At 66.0% G+C, this 15239-nt stretch carries 14 protein-coding genes; 7 read left to right on the plus strand and 7 right to left on the minus strand.

Annotated elements, in window-relative coordinates:
* Window positions 1–64 precede the first annotated feature (64 nt).
* The 7 genes from ACZI8W_RS03390 to ACZI8W_RS03420 form a co-directional block, all read right to left on the minus strand.
* Window positions 65–2119, minus strand: a complete 2055-nt coding sequence (locus ACZI8W_RS03390) for a neutral/alkaline ceramidase (protein WP_463367078.1) — start codon at window positions 2117–2119, stop codon at window positions 65–67.
* A gap of 84 nt (window positions 2120–2203) precedes the next feature.
* Window positions 2204–2761: a P-loop NTPase family protein gene (locus ACZI8W_RS03395; protein ID WP_463367079.1), complete on the minus strand. Its 558-nt coding sequence runs from the start codon at window positions 2759–2761 to the stop codon at window positions 2204–2206.
* Between the two features lie 18 nt (window positions 2762–2779).
* On the minus strand, window positions 2780–3829 hold the full coding sequence (locus tag ACZI8W_RS03400; protein WP_463367080.1) for an acyl-CoA dehydrogenase family protein: 1050 nt from the start codon (window positions 3827–3829) through the stop codon (window positions 2780–2782).
* On the minus strand, window positions 3826–4800 hold the full coding sequence (locus ACZI8W_RS03405; RefSeq protein WP_463367081.1) for an acyl-CoA dehydrogenase family protein: 975 nt from the start codon (window positions 4798–4800) through the stop codon (window positions 3826–3828). The genes ACZI8W_RS03400 and ACZI8W_RS03405 overlap by 4 nt, the downstream gene beginning before the upstream one ends.
* Window positions 4797–5957 carry an acyl-CoA dehydrogenase family protein gene (locus ACZI8W_RS03410; RefSeq protein ID WP_463367082.1) on the minus strand — a complete coding sequence of 387 codons (1161 nt, stop codon included), beginning with the start codon at window positions 5955–5957 and terminating at the stop codon, window positions 4797–4799. The genes ACZI8W_RS03405 and ACZI8W_RS03410 overlap by 4 nt, the downstream gene beginning before the upstream one ends.
* The gene (locus ACZI8W_RS03415) at window positions 5957–6826 is read right to left on the minus strand and encodes an enoyl-CoA hydratase (protein WP_463367083.1); all 870 of its coding nucleotides are present in this window, start codon (window positions 6824–6826) and stop codon (window positions 5957–5959) included. The genes ACZI8W_RS03410 and ACZI8W_RS03415 overlap by 1 nt, the downstream gene beginning before the upstream one ends.
* The gene (locus tag ACZI8W_RS03420) at window positions 6823–8370 is read right to left on the minus strand and encodes a FadD3 family acyl-CoA ligase (RefSeq protein ID WP_463367084.1); all 1548 of its coding nucleotides are present in this window, start codon (window positions 8368–8370) and stop codon (window positions 6823–6825) included. Before ACZI8W_RS03420 ends, ACZI8W_RS03415 begins: the two co-directional genes overlap by 4 nt.
* Before the next feature lie 44 nt (window positions 8371–8414).
* Here ACZI8W_RS03420 and ACZI8W_RS03425 point away from each other — a divergent pair, with 44 nt between their 5' ends.
* The 7 genes from ACZI8W_RS03425 (at window position 8415) to ACZI8W_RS03455 (ending at window position 15223) form a co-directional block, all read left to right on the plus strand.
* On the plus strand, window positions 8415–9623 hold the full coding sequence (locus tag ACZI8W_RS03425) for an acyl-CoA dehydrogenase family protein (RefSeq protein ID WP_463367085.1): 1209 nt from the start codon (window positions 8415–8417) through the stop codon (window positions 9621–9623).
* On the plus strand, window positions 9620–10420 hold the full coding sequence (locus tag ACZI8W_RS03430; RefSeq protein WP_463367086.1) for an SDR family oxidoreductase: 801 nt from the start codon (window positions 9620–9622) through the stop codon (window positions 10418–10420). Before ACZI8W_RS03425 ends, ACZI8W_RS03430 begins: the two co-directional genes overlap by 4 nt.
* 25 nt (window positions 10421–10445) lie before the next feature.
* Window positions 10446–11054: a TetR/AcrR family transcriptional regulator gene (locus ACZI8W_RS03435; RefSeq protein ID WP_463367087.1), complete on the plus strand. Its 609-nt coding sequence runs from the start codon at window positions 10446–10448 to the stop codon at window positions 11052–11054.
* Between the two features lie 9 nt (window positions 11055–11063).
* Window positions 11064–12212 carry an acetyl-CoA C-acetyltransferase gene (locus tag ACZI8W_RS03440; RefSeq protein WP_463367088.1) on the plus strand — a complete coding sequence of 383 codons (1149 nt, stop codon included), beginning with the start codon at window positions 11064–11066 and terminating at the stop codon, window positions 12210–12212.
* 119 nt (window positions 12213–12331) lie between these two features.
* Complete coding sequence (locus ACZI8W_RS03445) at window positions 12332–12598, plus strand: DUF2277 domain-containing protein (RefSeq protein ID WP_463367089.1); 267 nt, start codon at window positions 12332–12334, stop codon at window positions 12596–12598.
* A 127-nt stretch (window positions 12599–12725) separates the two neighbouring features.
* Window positions 12726–15044 (plus strand): carbon starvation CstA family protein, encoded by a 2319-nt coding sequence (locus ACZI8W_RS03450; RefSeq protein ID WP_463367090.1) that lies wholly within the window; start codon window positions 12726–12728, stop codon window positions 15042–15044.
* Window positions 15041–15223 carry a YbdD/YjiX family protein gene (locus ACZI8W_RS03455; protein WP_463367091.1) on the plus strand — a complete coding sequence of 61 codons (183 nt, stop codon included), beginning with the start codon at window positions 15041–15043 and terminating at the stop codon, window positions 15221–15223. The genes ACZI8W_RS03450 and ACZI8W_RS03455 overlap by 4 nt, the downstream gene beginning before the upstream one ends.
* The last annotated feature ends 16 nt before the right edge of the window (window positions 15224–15239 follow it).

Here is a 15239-nt window from a genome sequence, read left to right on the forward strand (position 1 = left end):
ACGGTGCACCGGGGTGCACCGTTGTGGATCACGCACCTCCCCTCGTGGGAACGGTACGATCCGGTCACATCACGTCGAATTCGCTGCTGGTGCCCGTGAACGACGAGACAGCACCGTCGCTGCGACCCTTCGCCTCGCCGAAATGCCGGATGCGGTAGCGGCCGGGCGGGGTTCCCACAGGAATGTCCCAGGTGATCCGCGCGATCGCGGAGTGTGTGCCTTCGCGACGCCAGTGGAACTTGGTGGTCCAGTCGCCGTCGTCGGCGTGCCGTACCCACTGCGTGCCGTCGTGGTACTGCACCTCGAGGAAGGTGCTGCCGCGGCGAATGTCGTTTTGCGGGTGGCCGGTGACGACTTCGATCGCGACGAGTTCTCCCGCACGCACCGAGGTCGCGGCATCCAGGATCACGTCACCGAAAGTCGTTCCCGGCAGCGGTTCGTCGTAGTCGACAGTCGGACCGAAGAACGGTTGCATGTGCGACAGGTCGCGCGGTGCAGGGCCGCGCGGAACGTCGGTTCCGTCGCGCAGCCCAGACGCGAGTCGCACGAAACCCTGCTGATACGCGGGAAGGGTGTAGCGGCCGAACAGGGTGGAGCCACCTTCGTAATGCTGTGCGTCGTACTCTTCGGGCGTGGTGCAGTAGCTGCAGTACGAGTTCGCGTATCCCTGGAAGATCACGTTCTCGAGCGGAACCCCGAGTTCTTCGGCGACGGTGCGCCGGATGCGCAGCCCCGCGACGATCGTGAATTCGGCGGGGCCACCGGCGATGTAGAGATCGCCGATCCGAAGAAGCTGGATCTTGACGACGTGTGGCACCCAACCGTCTGGAGGAAGCAACCCGACCGGCGCGAGCACAAGTTTCGGGTACTGCGCATCGGCGAGCCATTGCGGGACGTCGATGTTCATGCCGCCGAGCGCATCGGCAACAGGGTTCGGTGCTCCCTCCGGAAACAGGCCGAGTGCGGGTCCGTCCTCGGTGCTCCCGGCGCTCATCGCCGCACCGATACATGCGGGTGACGTGCGGTGTTCGCGACCGTCGTCGGTGAAACGCCCCGTGACGGTCTGATCGGCCATGTCGAGATACAGGATGCGGGAGTCGATCGGACCGGCCGGAAGCGTCGACGCTGCTTCGAACGCCGCGCGTGCCGCCGAAACCTGACGTTCGCCGATGATGCGGGCATTGGCGAACTCGTCGTCGGTGGGTCCGCTGCCGGGTTCCAATGCGAGGTTCGGTGACATGTCACCGCTGTTGGTCTGCGGAAACGACGCGACAAACGGTACGACACCGTCGAGGTGGCGGACGCCCGCGTCGGACTCCCAGAAGTACGCTGCGGCACCCTTGTTGTCGCCCGAGACGAGCAGGTTCTCGTTGGTCAGCGAGGAGCAGTGTGTCGGGAACCAATTGACGGCACCCACGTCGGTGCCGTCGCGGCTGATACGCAGTACCCGCATCCAAGGATCGATGCCGTGCGGGTAGTAGTCGCGGTCGACAGCGGGATTGCGGTCGAACGCGTCCCGCGAGCGGTTGACGCTCGCGTCGAGCAGTTCGCTGCGGCCGAATGACAGTGAGGCGTCCGCGAGGTCGTCGTGGGCCGTCGTGATCGCTTCGACGATGCCGTCGACCTCTGCGTCGAACACCTGCTGCCGAAAGCCGAGTACCGCCAGGTTGTACGCGTAGTCGTGCGACGACCCGCCACACGCTGCGTGCGAGTGCACGGCGGTGAGTAGCACGTTCCGTTCGGTGTACAGGTCGCCGTAGCGCTGCGCGAGGCGCGCGAGGACGGCGTCGTGGACCGACTGGAAGATCATGCAGGTGTCGGTGCAGACATACGCGACGCGAGCGGAGCCGTCGCCGGTGTCGAACACATAGGCGCGGGCGCGGGTGCGCTGGTGCAGGCCGTGCGCGACCTGATCGAAGCTCGAATAGCCCATCATGCCGACCTCTGCGACGGGCCCGGTGACGTCGGAGACGCCGACACCGGCGCGGAAACCAGATCCGGCAGGTGGGTTCCGTCGCGCAGGTGCGTGTATGGACTCGGCGTGTGCGGGCCCGGCGAGTGCCGCAACTGCGGGGGCCGCCATGAACCCGGCGAGGACGGTTCTGCGGCGTGCGTGCATCGGGGCCTCCTCAGTGAACTGGTCGGTTGTCCAGCTCGAGGGACAGCACACACCAGGAACCGGCCTGTGCGCAAACGTCGCGACTCACATCTCGAGACGGTGCACCCAGTCGTCGACATCGGATCTGCTCGTCAACCGCACAACCGGAAGTTCGGGACGCCGCTCGAGAACCTCGCGAATGCGCTCGGGGAAGAGGGCGTACGTCGACCACGCCCAGCGGATGATGTAGGTGCGGTCGGTGAAGATGGTGTGCAGCGGCGGTTCGACGTTGCCGTTCCACAGCACCTCACGGCGGATCCGGCGGCGTAGCGTCCGCCGAATCACCTGCCGCATCACGATGGAGCGAGGGAGATCGAGCCACACCATCAGATCGGCGCGGTCGGCGAGCAGCGGACGCACCACCGTGTACTGCCATTCGGTCACCCAGTAAGACTTCGAAGTGAAGTCCTCGACGTCGGCGACGAACGACGGCCGCGGCGTCCAGTTCGGTCCGTGGTGCAGTCCGTCGATCTCGATGTGCGCGATGCCGAGTTGCTCGCCAATCCGCGCCGCGAGCGTGGTTTTGCCCGAGCCCGCCGCCCCCGCCACGACGATGCGGCGGGGGCGGTCGGGGACAAGCGCGGAGGCATCGAGAAGTGGCACCGCGGAAGGTTAGCGCGGTCAGGCAGAGACTGCGAGCAGATATTCGCGCGGCTGCCCGAACAGCTGCGCGGTACCGTGCGCGCGCTTGAAGAACAACTGCGTGTCGTGCTCCCAGGTGATCGCGATGCCGCCGTGCAACTGCACCGCCTCGGCCGCGACCTGCTGGAATGCTTCCGAGCAGTAGATCTTCGCCGCGTAGGCATCCTGCGGATCCTGTGACAGCGCAGCCGCGTATGACATCGACCGCGCGGTCTCCACCAGCGCGTACATGTCGGCCATGCGGTGCTTGAGCGCCTGGAACGAGCCGATCACGCGTCCGAACTGCTTGCGGTTCTTCGTGTATTCGACCGTCAGATCCAGTGTCGCTTGCGCAGCACCCACCTGCTCCGCCGACACCGCGATCACCGCGGCCGTCCGCAGTTTTTCCACCAGATCGTCGGGCGACGACAGCCGGCGTGCGGTGACAGCCGAAAACGACACCTCGGCCAGCGTGCGGGTCGGGTCCATCGTCGGAACCCGACGACACACGACACCGTCCGCTTCCGGATCCACCTCGAACAGTGCTGTCGACTCGCCGTCGGCGGCGATCACCAGCAGTGTCGATGCGGTATCGCCGCCGAGTACGTAATGCGCGGTACCGGTGAGCGACTCACCGTCGGTAACCACACCGGGTCGATGCCAGCCCGCTTCCGACGCCCAACACACGGCGACGATCTCCCCGGCCGCGATGCCCGGCAGCAGGCGAGATGCGGCGTCGGCGTCGCCGGACAGCAGCACAGCCCGCGCGGCGAGCACCGCCGAACCGAGGAACGGTGACGGCGTCAGCGTGCGGCCGAGTTCTTCGAGTACCACGTGGGTTTCGGCCCACGACGCACCCACGCCGTCGTACTCTTCGGGAATCGCAAGTGCCGCGACACCGATCTGCTCGACGAGCCGCGACCACAGGCCGGGATCGTAGCCGTCGGTGGAGCTGATCGCCGTGCGGACCGCGGCGGAGTCGGAATGCTTCGCGAGCAGGTTGCGCACCGACTCCCGCAGTGCCGCGCGCTCCTCGGTTTCGAAAGTCATGACGCCACGTCGCTCTCGAGGGCTGCCACCACGCGCGCGCGGTGGAGATCCGGTGTGCCCCATGCGGTGACGAGCGCACGGACCTTCGTGATCCATAGCGACAGATCGTGTTCCTGCGTGTATCCGATCGCGCCGTGCACCTGCAGTGCCGTACGAGCCGCGAGGTACGCGGCGTCGCCGCACGCGACCTTGGCGGCCGACACGTCGCGCGCCGCGGTGGGGAGACCGTCGCGGACGGCGATTGCTGCGCCGTGCAGCAGGGGACGGGCCATCTCCAACGCGATGGCTACCTCCGCGAGGTGGTGCTTGATCGCCTGGAACGACCCGATGACGCGACCGAACTGCTTGCGCTGCTGCACGTATTCGACGGAGGTGTCGAGCAGGGTCCGGCCGAGGCCCTGCAACTGCGCAGCCGTCGCGAGTGCACCCAGGTCGAAGGCGGCGTCGAACGCGGTCGAACCCAGTGTCTCGGCGGGCGACACGTCGAACAGACGACGCGCCAGATCCACCGACGCGTGCTGCGCACCGGCGACGGCGGTGGAGACGGTATCGCCAGCCACATTCAGGATCAGGTCGACGGCGTCGGCATCGACCGCGAACGGTACGTGCGGGGCTGCCGCGACCGTCGCCAGCGACCCGGATGCCAGCGCCGCGAGACGCTCGGGAGCGACCGCGGCGAGCAGCGCCGGAACGACTGCGACGGTTTCGACGACCGGTCCCGGTACCGCGTGGCGGCCGAGTTGTTCGACGGCGACGACGAGGTCGACCGCGTCGGCGCCGAGACCATCGTGCTCCTCGGCGATGAGCAGGCCGTTGACACCGGTCTCGGCGAGACGCTGCCACACCGTCAGGCAGGGCGCGGTGTCGCCGGTGTTCCAGGCGCGGATGACGGCGGGCATATCGGACTTGGTGAGGAGCGCGTCGATGCTCGACGCGAAATCCTCGTTGGATTCATCGAGTGCGAATCTCATCGGTCGCCCTTCGGGAGGCCGAGCAGCCGCTCGGCGATGACGTTCTTCTGAATTTCGTTGGTACCGGCGTAGATCGGCCCGGATAGCGAGAACAGGTAGCCGTCGGTCCAGTTGTCGACGACTTCCGCGTGCGCGCCCTGCAGTTCGAGGGCGGTCTCGTGTGCGGCGATGTCCCACTCGGACCAGAAGACCTTGTTGATCGACGATTCGGCGCCGAGTTGTCCGCCGTTCGTGAGCCGGGTGACGGTGCCCCACGTCGACAGTTCGTAGGCACGCGCACCGATCCATGCGTCGGCAACCTTGTTCTGCATCGCCGTCTCGCCGCGGCGCTCCGAGGTCGAGTACAGGTCGAGCAGGCGGTCGGTGGTCGCGAGAAACCGTCCCGGCGCGCGCAGCGACAGACCACGTTCGTTGGAGGCGGTGCTCATCGCGACACGCCATCCCGCGTTGACTTCACCGATCACGCCGGACTCGGCGGGGTTCGCCGGATCGTCGGGGACGAACACGTTCTCGAGGAAGATCTCAGCGAAGCCGGGTTCGCCGTCGAGCTGGTCGATCGGGCGGACGGTTACCCCTTCGGCGCGCAGATCGAACATGAAGTACGTGACGCCCTTGTGGCGCTGTGCCTCCGGGTCGGAGCGGAACAGGCCGAAGCCCATGTCGGCGAACGAGGCCCGTGAGCTCCATGTCTTCTGGCCGTTGAGCAGCCATCCGCCGTCGACCTTCGTCGCCGTCGAGCGCAGCGACGCGAGGTCGCTGCCGGATTCGGGTTCCGACCAGGCCTGTGCCCAGATGTCGTCGGCGCGGGCCATCCGCGGCATGATCCGGTCGAGCTGCTCGGGCTTCGCGTGCTCGAACAAGGTGGGGGCGAGCAGGAAGATACCGTTCTGGCTCACCCGACCGGGCGCACCGGAGCGGTAGTACTCCTCCTCGAACACGACCCACTGTTCGAGCGTCGCGTCGCGGCCGCCGAGCGATTCGGGCCACGACACGACCGACAGGCGAGCATCGGCGAGGGTGCGTTCCCACTCCCGGTGCTCCTCGAAGCCCTCCGCGGTGTCCATCGACTTCAGCGGTGTCTTCGGGACGTTCTCGGCGAGAAACGCCCGGACCTCGTCGCGGAAAGCGACGGTGGCGGCGTCGAGTTCGAGATCCACTACTTGCTCCCTTCGACCGGACGTGCGCTGGCGGCCATCGACTTGGCGTCCATCCCACCGAGGGAGTCGGCCCCGGCCTCGGCGTTGTAGGAGTGCGCGAAGTGATGCAGACCGAAGACCGAATCCATGCCGTTGCGCATGCCCATCTGGTCCTCGCACTGGTTGACGGCGCGCTTGGTCAGTGCCAGGCCGAAGCGCGGCATCTCGGCGATCCGTCCGGCCAGGGCGAGTGTCTCGGACTCGAGATCGTCGCGCGACACGACCCGGTTGACCATGCCCACCTCGTACGCGCGCTGCGCGGTGAAACGGTCGCCGGTGTAGAGGATCTCCTTCGCGAAGCGGGTGCCCAGGATCCACGGGTGCGCGAAGTACTCGACGCCCGGGATGCCCATGCGCACCACGGGATCGGAGAAGAATGCGTCCTCGGATGCGACGATGAGATCGCACACCCACGCGAGCATGAGGCCACCGGCGATGCACGCGCCCTGGACCATCGCGATAGTCGGCTTGGGGATCTCCCGCCAGCGGCGGCACATCCCGAGGTAGACCTCCATCTCGCGGGCATACCGCTGGTCGCCGCCGGGCTTGTCGACGTGGTCCCACCACATGACGGCCTTGTTGTCGTAGTGCACGTGGTGGTCGCGACCGGGAGTGCCGAGATCGTGGCCGGCCGAGAAATGCTTGCCGTTACCGGCGAGCACGATCACCTTCACGTCGTCGTCCTCGACAGCCTTTTCGAAGGCGGCGTCGAGGGCGTACGTCATCACCGAGTTCTGCGCGTTCCGGTAGTCCGGGCGGTTGAGGGTGACGATCGCGACGCCGTCGCGCACCTCGCAGGTGACGACGTCGGGCTCGAATGGGACTGTCATGACTTCTCCTGTCGCAGATCGTTTTTCAGGACCTTGCCGGACGCATTCCGGGGTAGGTGGTCGACGAACCGCACTGACCGAGGTCGCTTGAAGTTCGCGAGGTTCTCCTTGGCGTACGCGAGTACGTCGTCCTCGGTGAGTTCGTGCCCCTCCAGCGTGGCAATGTAGGCGCGGCCGATTTCGCCGGCGCGGTCGTCGGGGATGCCGATGACGGCGACTTCACGCACTCCCGGGGTACGCAGCAATGTTGCCTCGACCTCGGCGGGGTAGACGTTGAACCCGTTGCTGATGTACATGTCTTTGAGGCGGTCGGTGATGTCGAGATATCCGCGTTCGTCGAGGGTGCCCACATCTCCGGTGTGCAGCCAGCCGTCGGCGTCGATCGTCTTGGCCGTGGCCTCGGGGTCGTCGAGGTAGCCGAGCATCACGTTGGAGCCGCGCAGCAGGATTTCCCCTTTGTCGCCGATGCGGACCTCGAAGTCGGCGATCGCGCGACCGGACGAGGTGGACACCGTGACGGGGTCGTCGTCGGTGCGGCACATCGTCGCCACCACCGCCTCGGTCTGGCCGTACGCGGTGATCACCGCGTCGAAGCTCAGTTCGTTCTGCATGCGTTCGACGAGTGAGACGGGCACCGGAGCGGCTCCGGTGACGGCGAGACGAAGGTTCGACAGATCGTAGTCGTCGCGCCGGGGATGATCGAGGATGCTCTGGTAGATCGTGGGGGCGCCGGGGAGCACGCTGATCCGCTCGGCCGAGACCATGGCCATGACCTTCTCCACGTCGAACACGGCCATCGGGATGACGGTCGCGCCGGCCAGCAGACAGGTGGCGATGCCGGCCTTGTAGCCGAATGTGTGGAAGAACGGATTGATGATCAGGTAGTTGTCGTCTTCGGTGAGTTCCGAGCACTCGACCCATGCCCGCGCGACGCCGAGCGTCTGCCGGTGTGCGCTGAGTACGCCCTTGCTCTTGCCGGTGGTGCCGGACGTGAAGAGGATGTCGGCGATGTCGTCGGGCGTGACGGCCTCCGCGCGGGTGTCGGCCTCCGCGCGGGAGGCGTCGGTGGCGAGGGTGAGGAAGTCCTCCCACTCGAGCACATCGTCGGTGGGGGTGTCGTTCCCACCCACCGGGACTCGCACGATCGTCGGGATGGTGAGCTCAGGGTCGGTCTGCTGCAGCTGCGCGTAGCGTTGGGCGCCGAGGAAGTCCCCGACGACGACGAGTGCCGCAGCGTCCACGCGCCGGATGATGTCGGCGGCTTCGTTTCCGGTGTAGCGGGTATTGATCGGCACCACCACGCAGCCGGCCCAGTGCACACCGAGTGCTGCGACCACCCAGTGGAATGTGTTGGGCGACCAGATCGCGACGCGCGCACCGGGTTCTACGTCGCGAGCAACGAGGGCGGCAGCGAAATCACGCACGAGGTCGTGCAGTTGTGCGAAGGTCAGACGGGTGTCGCCGTCGGCGATCGCGAGCCGGTCCGGCCGGGTGCCGGCAGCTTCGGCCAAGGCGGCCGGCGTGGTTCTCGGATATGTGTTCACGGAGCTCCCTACCTAGCAATTGCTTGGTAGGTTATCGTACAGACGTGCAAGAGAGCGAGAGCCTGGAAAATACCGAGTACGCGGCCACCGTGCGGACGTGGCTCGACGATAACCTGACCGGGGAATTCGCCACGCTCAGAGGCAAGGGCGGGCCCGGCAGCGAGCACGAGTTCTTCGAACAGCGACTCGCGTGGGACCGTCACCTCGCCGAGGCCGGGTGGACCTGCATCGGCTGGCCCACCGAATACGGCGGACGCGGAGCCACCATGGAGCAGCGTGTCACCTTCCACGAGGAATACGCGAAGGCCGATGCCCCGGCCCGGGTGAACCACCTCGGTGAAGAGTTGCTGGGCCCCACCTTGATCGCGTTCGGTACCGAAGAGCAGAAGCAGCGCTTCCTGCCCGGTATCCGCAGCGTCACCGAACTGTGGGCCCAGGGCTACTCCGAGCCCGGCGCCGGATCCGACCTCGCCAACGTCTCGACCACCGCACGGCTCGAAGACGGTAAATGGGTCATCAATGGCCAGAAGGTGTGGACGTCCCTCGCGCACGTCGCGCAGTGGGCGTTCGTGATCGCCCGCACCGAGCCGGGCTCGACCCGTCACAAGGGCCTCAGCTTTCTGCTCGTCCCCCTGGATCAGCCCGGTGTGACGGTGCGGCCCATCCAGCAACTCACCGGCACGTCCGAGTTCAACGAGGTCTTCTTCGACGACGCGGTGACCGACGCCGACCTCGTCGTCGGCGAACCCGGTGACGGGTGGAAGGTCGCGATGGGTCTGCTGACTTTCGAGCGCGGCGTCTCCACGCTCGGCCAGCAGATCGGATTCGCCCGCGAACTCGACGGTGTCGTCGACCTCGCACGGGCCAACGGCTCGATCGACGATCCGAACATCCGGGAGAAGATCGCCCGCGCCCGCGTCGGGTTGCGCGTGATGCGCGCCCACGCGCTCCGCACCCTGGGCGACGCCGATCCCGGGCAGGCTTCGGTCGCCAAACTGTTGTGGGCCAACTGGCATCGTGACCTCGGTGCCCTAGCGATGGAGGCCCAAGGCGCGGCCTCCCTCGTCGGCCCCGACCACGATCACGCGGGAACACCCTCGAACATCGGCGACCCGGAACATCTCGAGCTCGCCGAGTGGCAGCGGCTGTTCCTGTTCACCCGAGCCGACACCATCTACGGCGGATCCAACGAGATCCAACGCAACGTCATCGCCGAGCGGGTGCTCGGCCTACCCCGAGAGGCACGCGCATGACCACCTCACCCCTGTCGGTTCCCCCGGCCGAAACCCCGGGCCACGGACTGCTCGCCGGCAAGAAAGTCGTCGTCACCGCGGCGGCCGGAACGGGCATCGGCTTCTCGTCCGCCCGGCGCGCCCTGCTCGAGGGCGCCGACGTGCTCGTCTCCGACTTCCACGAGCGCCGCCTCGGCGAGGCCGCCGACAAGCTCGCCGCGGAGTTCCCCGAGCAGCAGGTTTCGTCCATCGTGTGCGATGTGTCGTCGACCGAACAGGTCGATGCCCTCATCGCGGGCGCCGCCGAGCAACTCGGCCGCATCGACACGCTGATCAACAATGCCGGTCTCGGCGGTGAGACCCCGGTCGTCGACATGACCGATGAGCAGTGGGACCGCGTCCTCGACGTCACCCTCACCAGCACCTTCCGCGCGACACGTGCAGCCCTGCGTTACTTCAAGTCGGCGGGCCACGGCGGTGTCCTCGTCAACAACGCGTCGGTTCTCGGCTGGCGTGCCCAGCATTCGCAAGCGCACTACGCCGCGGCGAAGGCCGGCGTCATGGCGCTCACCCGGTGCTCGGCGATCGAGGCAGCCGAATACGGCGTCCGCATCAACGCCGTCGCGCCGTCCATCGCGCGCCACGCCTTCCTCGCGAAGGTGACCAGCGAGGAACTGCTCGACAAGCTGGCCTCCGACGAAGCGTACGGTCGAGCGGCGGAGGTGTGGGAGATCGCGGCGACGATTGCGATGCTGGCGAGCGACTACACCACCTATCTGACCGGTGAGATCGTGTCGATCTCCTCGCAGCGGGCCTAGTAGTTCTTCGAAAGGTTCTTCCCTCATGACCCCACCTCGCGACGACTCGGCGAAGAGCGGCCGCCGCGCAGAATTGCTCCACATCGCGGCCGACCTCTTCGCCTCGCGCGGTGTCCGCGCCACCACGGTCCGCGACATCGCCGACGCCGCGGGCATCCTCTCGGGCAGCCTCTACCACCACTTCGACTCCAAGGAGTCGATGGTCGACGAGATCCTGCGAAGCTTCCTCGACGACCTGTTCGATCGGTACCGCAAGATCGTGGCAGCCGGTCTCGACCCGCGCGAGACCCTCGAAGCGCTCGTCACCACGTCCTACGAATCGATCGACCGATCACATGCCGCGGTCGCGATCTACCAGGACGAAGCCAAGCACCTCGACGGCGACAAGTTCTCCTACATCGCCGAACTCAACACCGAGTTCCGCACACTGTGGTCGGGGGTGCTCGAGCGCGGGATCTCCGAGGGGGCATTCCGGCCCGACGTGGACGTCGACGTCGTCTTCCGTTTTCTCCGCGACACGGTGTGGGTCGCGGTGCGCTGGTATCGGCCGGGCGGTGCGCTCAGAGTCGAACAGGTTGCGCAGCAGTACCTATCCATCGTTCTCGACGGATTGTCGAATCCGAACCCCGCATAAGGAGAAATCATGACCGAGGCCTACATCGTCGACGCGGTACGCACACCGATCGGTAAGAAGAACGGTGGCCTGGCCGGCGTCCATCCGATCGACCTGGGCGCGCACATCATCACCGCGCTGGTCGAGCGCACCGGTATCGACCCGTCCCAGGTCGACGACGTCGTGTTCGGCTGTGTCGACGCCGTCGGTGGACAGGCAGGCAACATCGCGCGCATGTCGTGGCTGGCGGCGGGACTGCCGCAGCACGTGCCGGGAGTGACGGTCGACCGTCAGTGCGGTTCGAGTCAGCAGGCCATCCAGTTCGGTGCGCAGGCGATCCTCGCCGGCACCGCTGATCTGATCGTCGCAGGCGGTGTCCAGAACATGAGCCAGATCCCGATCTCAGCAGCGATGATCGTCGGCGACCAGTTCGGATTCTCCACCCCCACGGCCGAGTCGAAGGGCTGGACCGAGCGGTACGGCAACCAGGAGGTGTCCCAGTTCAAGGGCGCCGAGATGATTGCCGACAAGTGGGACATCAGCCGCGAGGACCTCGAGAAGTGGGCGCTGCAGAGCCACGAGCGCGCGAAGGCCGCCATCGCGGCCGGTCGATTCGACAATGAGGTGGTGCCGCTCGGTGAGGCGACCGTCGACGAAGGTCCGCGCGAGACCAGCCTCGAGAAGATGGCCGGCCTGAACGTGCTCGTCGAGGGCGGCAAGATGACCGCCGCGGTCGCCAGCCAGATCTCCGACGGTGCCAGCGCGCTGTTGCTCGCATCCGATGAGGCCGTCGAGAAGCACGGGCTGAAGCCTCGCGCGCGAATCCACCATGTGAGCGCACGCGGCGACGATCCGATCTTCATGTTGTCGGCACCGATCCCAGCAACGCAGCACGCTCTCGAGAAGACCGGTTTGACCATCGACGACATCGACGTCATCGAGATCAACGAGGCGTTCGCGCCGGTCGTGCTCGCGTGGATCAAGGAGATCGGCGCCGACCCGGCCAAGGTCAATGTCAACGGCGGCGCCATCGCACTCGGTCACCCGCTCGGCGCGACCGGCACCAAGCTCATGGCAACCCTGCTGAACGAGCTCGAGCGTCGTGAGGGCCGCTACGGCTTGCTCACGATCTGCGAGGGTGGCGGCACCGCCAACGTGACGATCATCGAGCGCCTCTGAAGTCGGTAGCCCTTCTCGCGCGCCCGTCAGCTTCCCGCGACTGCAATTGCAGGTGTGGGAAGCGAACGGGCGCGCGTTTTCTCTCAGCCGGTTCGACGACGAGGCCTACCCTCGAATGTATGTGCCGGAACATCACGGAGCTGCGCGGGCTCGAGCCGGTAGCGACCGCCGAAGAGATCGAGGCGGCCGCTCGGCAATACGTCCGCAAGGTCAGCGGAATCCACAAACTGTCCGATGCCACCCGGGAGCCGTTCGAGCAGGCGGTCGCGGAGGTCACTGCGACGACCACCAGGCTGCTCGCTCTTCTCCCCGAACGCAGACAACCTCCACCGACGGTGCCACCTCTACGTCGTCCCGAAGTCCAGGCGAGGATCGCGGCCCGCTGAATCCGCAATTCGGGTTCGTGCTCTCCTGCCCGCGGGTAGCGTGACGCAGGCCAGAACTGTGCACGTTGTCGAGAGTCGTCGGGCGTATCGGTTGCCGCCCCCAGATCGGCTCTGGTGAGGAGCGGAGATGGCCGTCGACCCCGCGTCGCAGACCGATCCGAATGTCGAATATCTGCGGACAGATCCGGACCTGCCCCCGGTCGGGGTCGTCGATCGGACCCCGATGTCCGCTACAGCGCGTATCGTGTTCGTGATCTTGGCAATCGTCGGCGGATTCGCGTGGTCGATGATTGCGGTGGTTCGCGGAGAGAACATCAACGCGGTCTGGTTCGTGATCGCGGCGGTGTGCACATACCTTGTCGCATACCGGTTCTATGCCAAATTCATCGAACGCAAGATCGTGCAACCGCGCGACGATCGCGCGACGCCCGCCGAGGTTCTGGAAAACGGCAAGGACTACATGCCCACGGACCGGCGGGTGCTGTTCGGACATCACTTCGCCGCGATCGCCGGAGCCGGTCCGCTCGTCGGCCCGGTTCTCGCCGCTCAGATGGGCTATCTTCCGGGAACGATCTGGATAATCGTCGGCGTCGTGCTGGCCGGTGGTGTCCAGGATTTCCTCGTGTTGTGGATTTCGTCGCGCCGCCGCGGCCGCAGCCTCGGGCAGATGGGACGTGACGAACTCGGTCCGATCGGGGGTATCGCTGCTCTGGTCGCCGTCTTCGTCATCATGATTATCATCATCGCCGTCCTCGCACTCGTGGTCGTCAACGCGCTCGCCGAAAGCCCATGGGGGCTGTTCTCCATCGCAATGACCATTCCGATCGCATTGTTCATGGGTGTGTACCTGCGATTCCTGCGTCCGGGCAAGGTCGCCGAAGTCTCAGGGATCGGCGTGGTGCTCTTGGTCTTGGCTATCGTGGCCGGCGGCTGGGTCGCCGAAACAGATTGGGGTGTCGAATGGTTCACCCTCTCGAAGGTGACGATTGCATGGCTGATGATCGCGTACGGATTCGCGGCATCGGTCCTGCCGGTCTGGTTGCTGCTGGCCCCACGCGACTACCTGTCGACATTCATGAAGGTCGGCACCATAGCGTTGCTCGCGATCGGAATCCTCGTCGCCCGCCCCGAGGTCCAGATGCCCGACGTCACCTCGTTCGCGATAGACGGTGACGGGCCTGCTTTCGCGGGATCGTTGTTCCCGTTCCTGTTCATTACCATCGCGTGTGGTGCGTTGTCCGGGTTCCACGCACTGATCTCGTCGGGCACGACTCCGAAGATGCTGGAAAAGGAGAAGCAGACCCGACTCATCGGGTACGGCGGCATGCTCACCGAATCGTTCGTGGCGATCATGGCCTTGGTCACGGCGTGCATCATCGATCAGCACCTGTACTTCGCACTCAACGCTCCGGAAGCACTCACCGGTGGGACGCCCGAAACCGCTGCGGCATACGTGAACAGCCTCGGACTGTCATCGCCGGATGTCACACCCGAACAGATCGCCGGCGCGGCGGCCGCGGTGGGGGAGGAGTCGATCATCTCCAGAACCGGCGGTGCGCCCACGCTCGCATTCGGCATGTCGAACGTACTTTCTGACCTGTTCGGCGGCGACAGTCTCAAATCGTTCTGGTACCACTTCGCGATCATGTTCGAGGCGTTGTTCATCCTCACGACCGTCGACGCCGGAACCCGTGTCGCGCGCTTCATGTTGTCGGACTCCCTCGGCAACTTCGGCGGTGCTGCTCAACGATTCAAGGACCCATCGTGGCGCCCCGGAGCATGGTTCTGTTCGTTCGTCGTTTGCGCGTTGTGGGGCGCGATCCTGCTCATGGGCGTCACCGATCCGCTCGGGGGCATCAACACACTGTTCCCGCTGTTCGGTATCGCCAACCAGTTGCTTGCCGCGATCGCACTGACGATCGTCCTCACGATCGTGGTCAAGAGGGGTTTGCTGAAGTGGGCGTGGATCCCTGGGATCCCGCTGGCCTGGGACCTCGTTGTGACGATGACGGCGTCGTGGCAGAAGATCTTCTCCAGCGACCGTGCGGTCGGTTACTGGGCGCAGCACAATGCGTTTGTCGACGCAAAGAACTCGGGTGCAACCAGTTTCGGTTCGGCTTCCTCGTCGGACGCGATCGACGCCGTCATCCGCAACACGTTCATCCAGGGCACCCTGTCGATCGTGTTCGCGGTGCTCGTGCTCATTGTCGCGATTGCGGGCGCGGTAGTGTGCATCCGGTCGATGCGGATGGGCGGAATGCCTACGACCGAGTCACCTGATGTGCCGTCGAAGATCTTCGCTCCAGCCGGGTTCGTGCCCACACCGGCCGAACGCGAGTTGCAGAAGCAGTGGAACGAGCTCATTGCTTCCGGGAAGGTGCGTGCACCTGGTGCCGCTCATGCTCACGCTGATCACGCTCATCAGCGCGACGAGGAGACGCCGTGATCACGGCGGTCCGTCGAGCGTGGTGGTGGGTCGGTGCGTTGATGGGCGACCACGACTACATGCGGTATGTCGCACTGCAGCGGCGACTGCATCCCGGCTGCCAGGTCATGACCGAGCGCGAGTACTGGCGTGAGCGGCATGCTGCCAGTGATGTGAACCCAGGGGAGCGCTGTTGCTGATGGTCATCCCGACCAG

This window comes from Rhodococcus ruitaii (assembly GCF_055230935.1).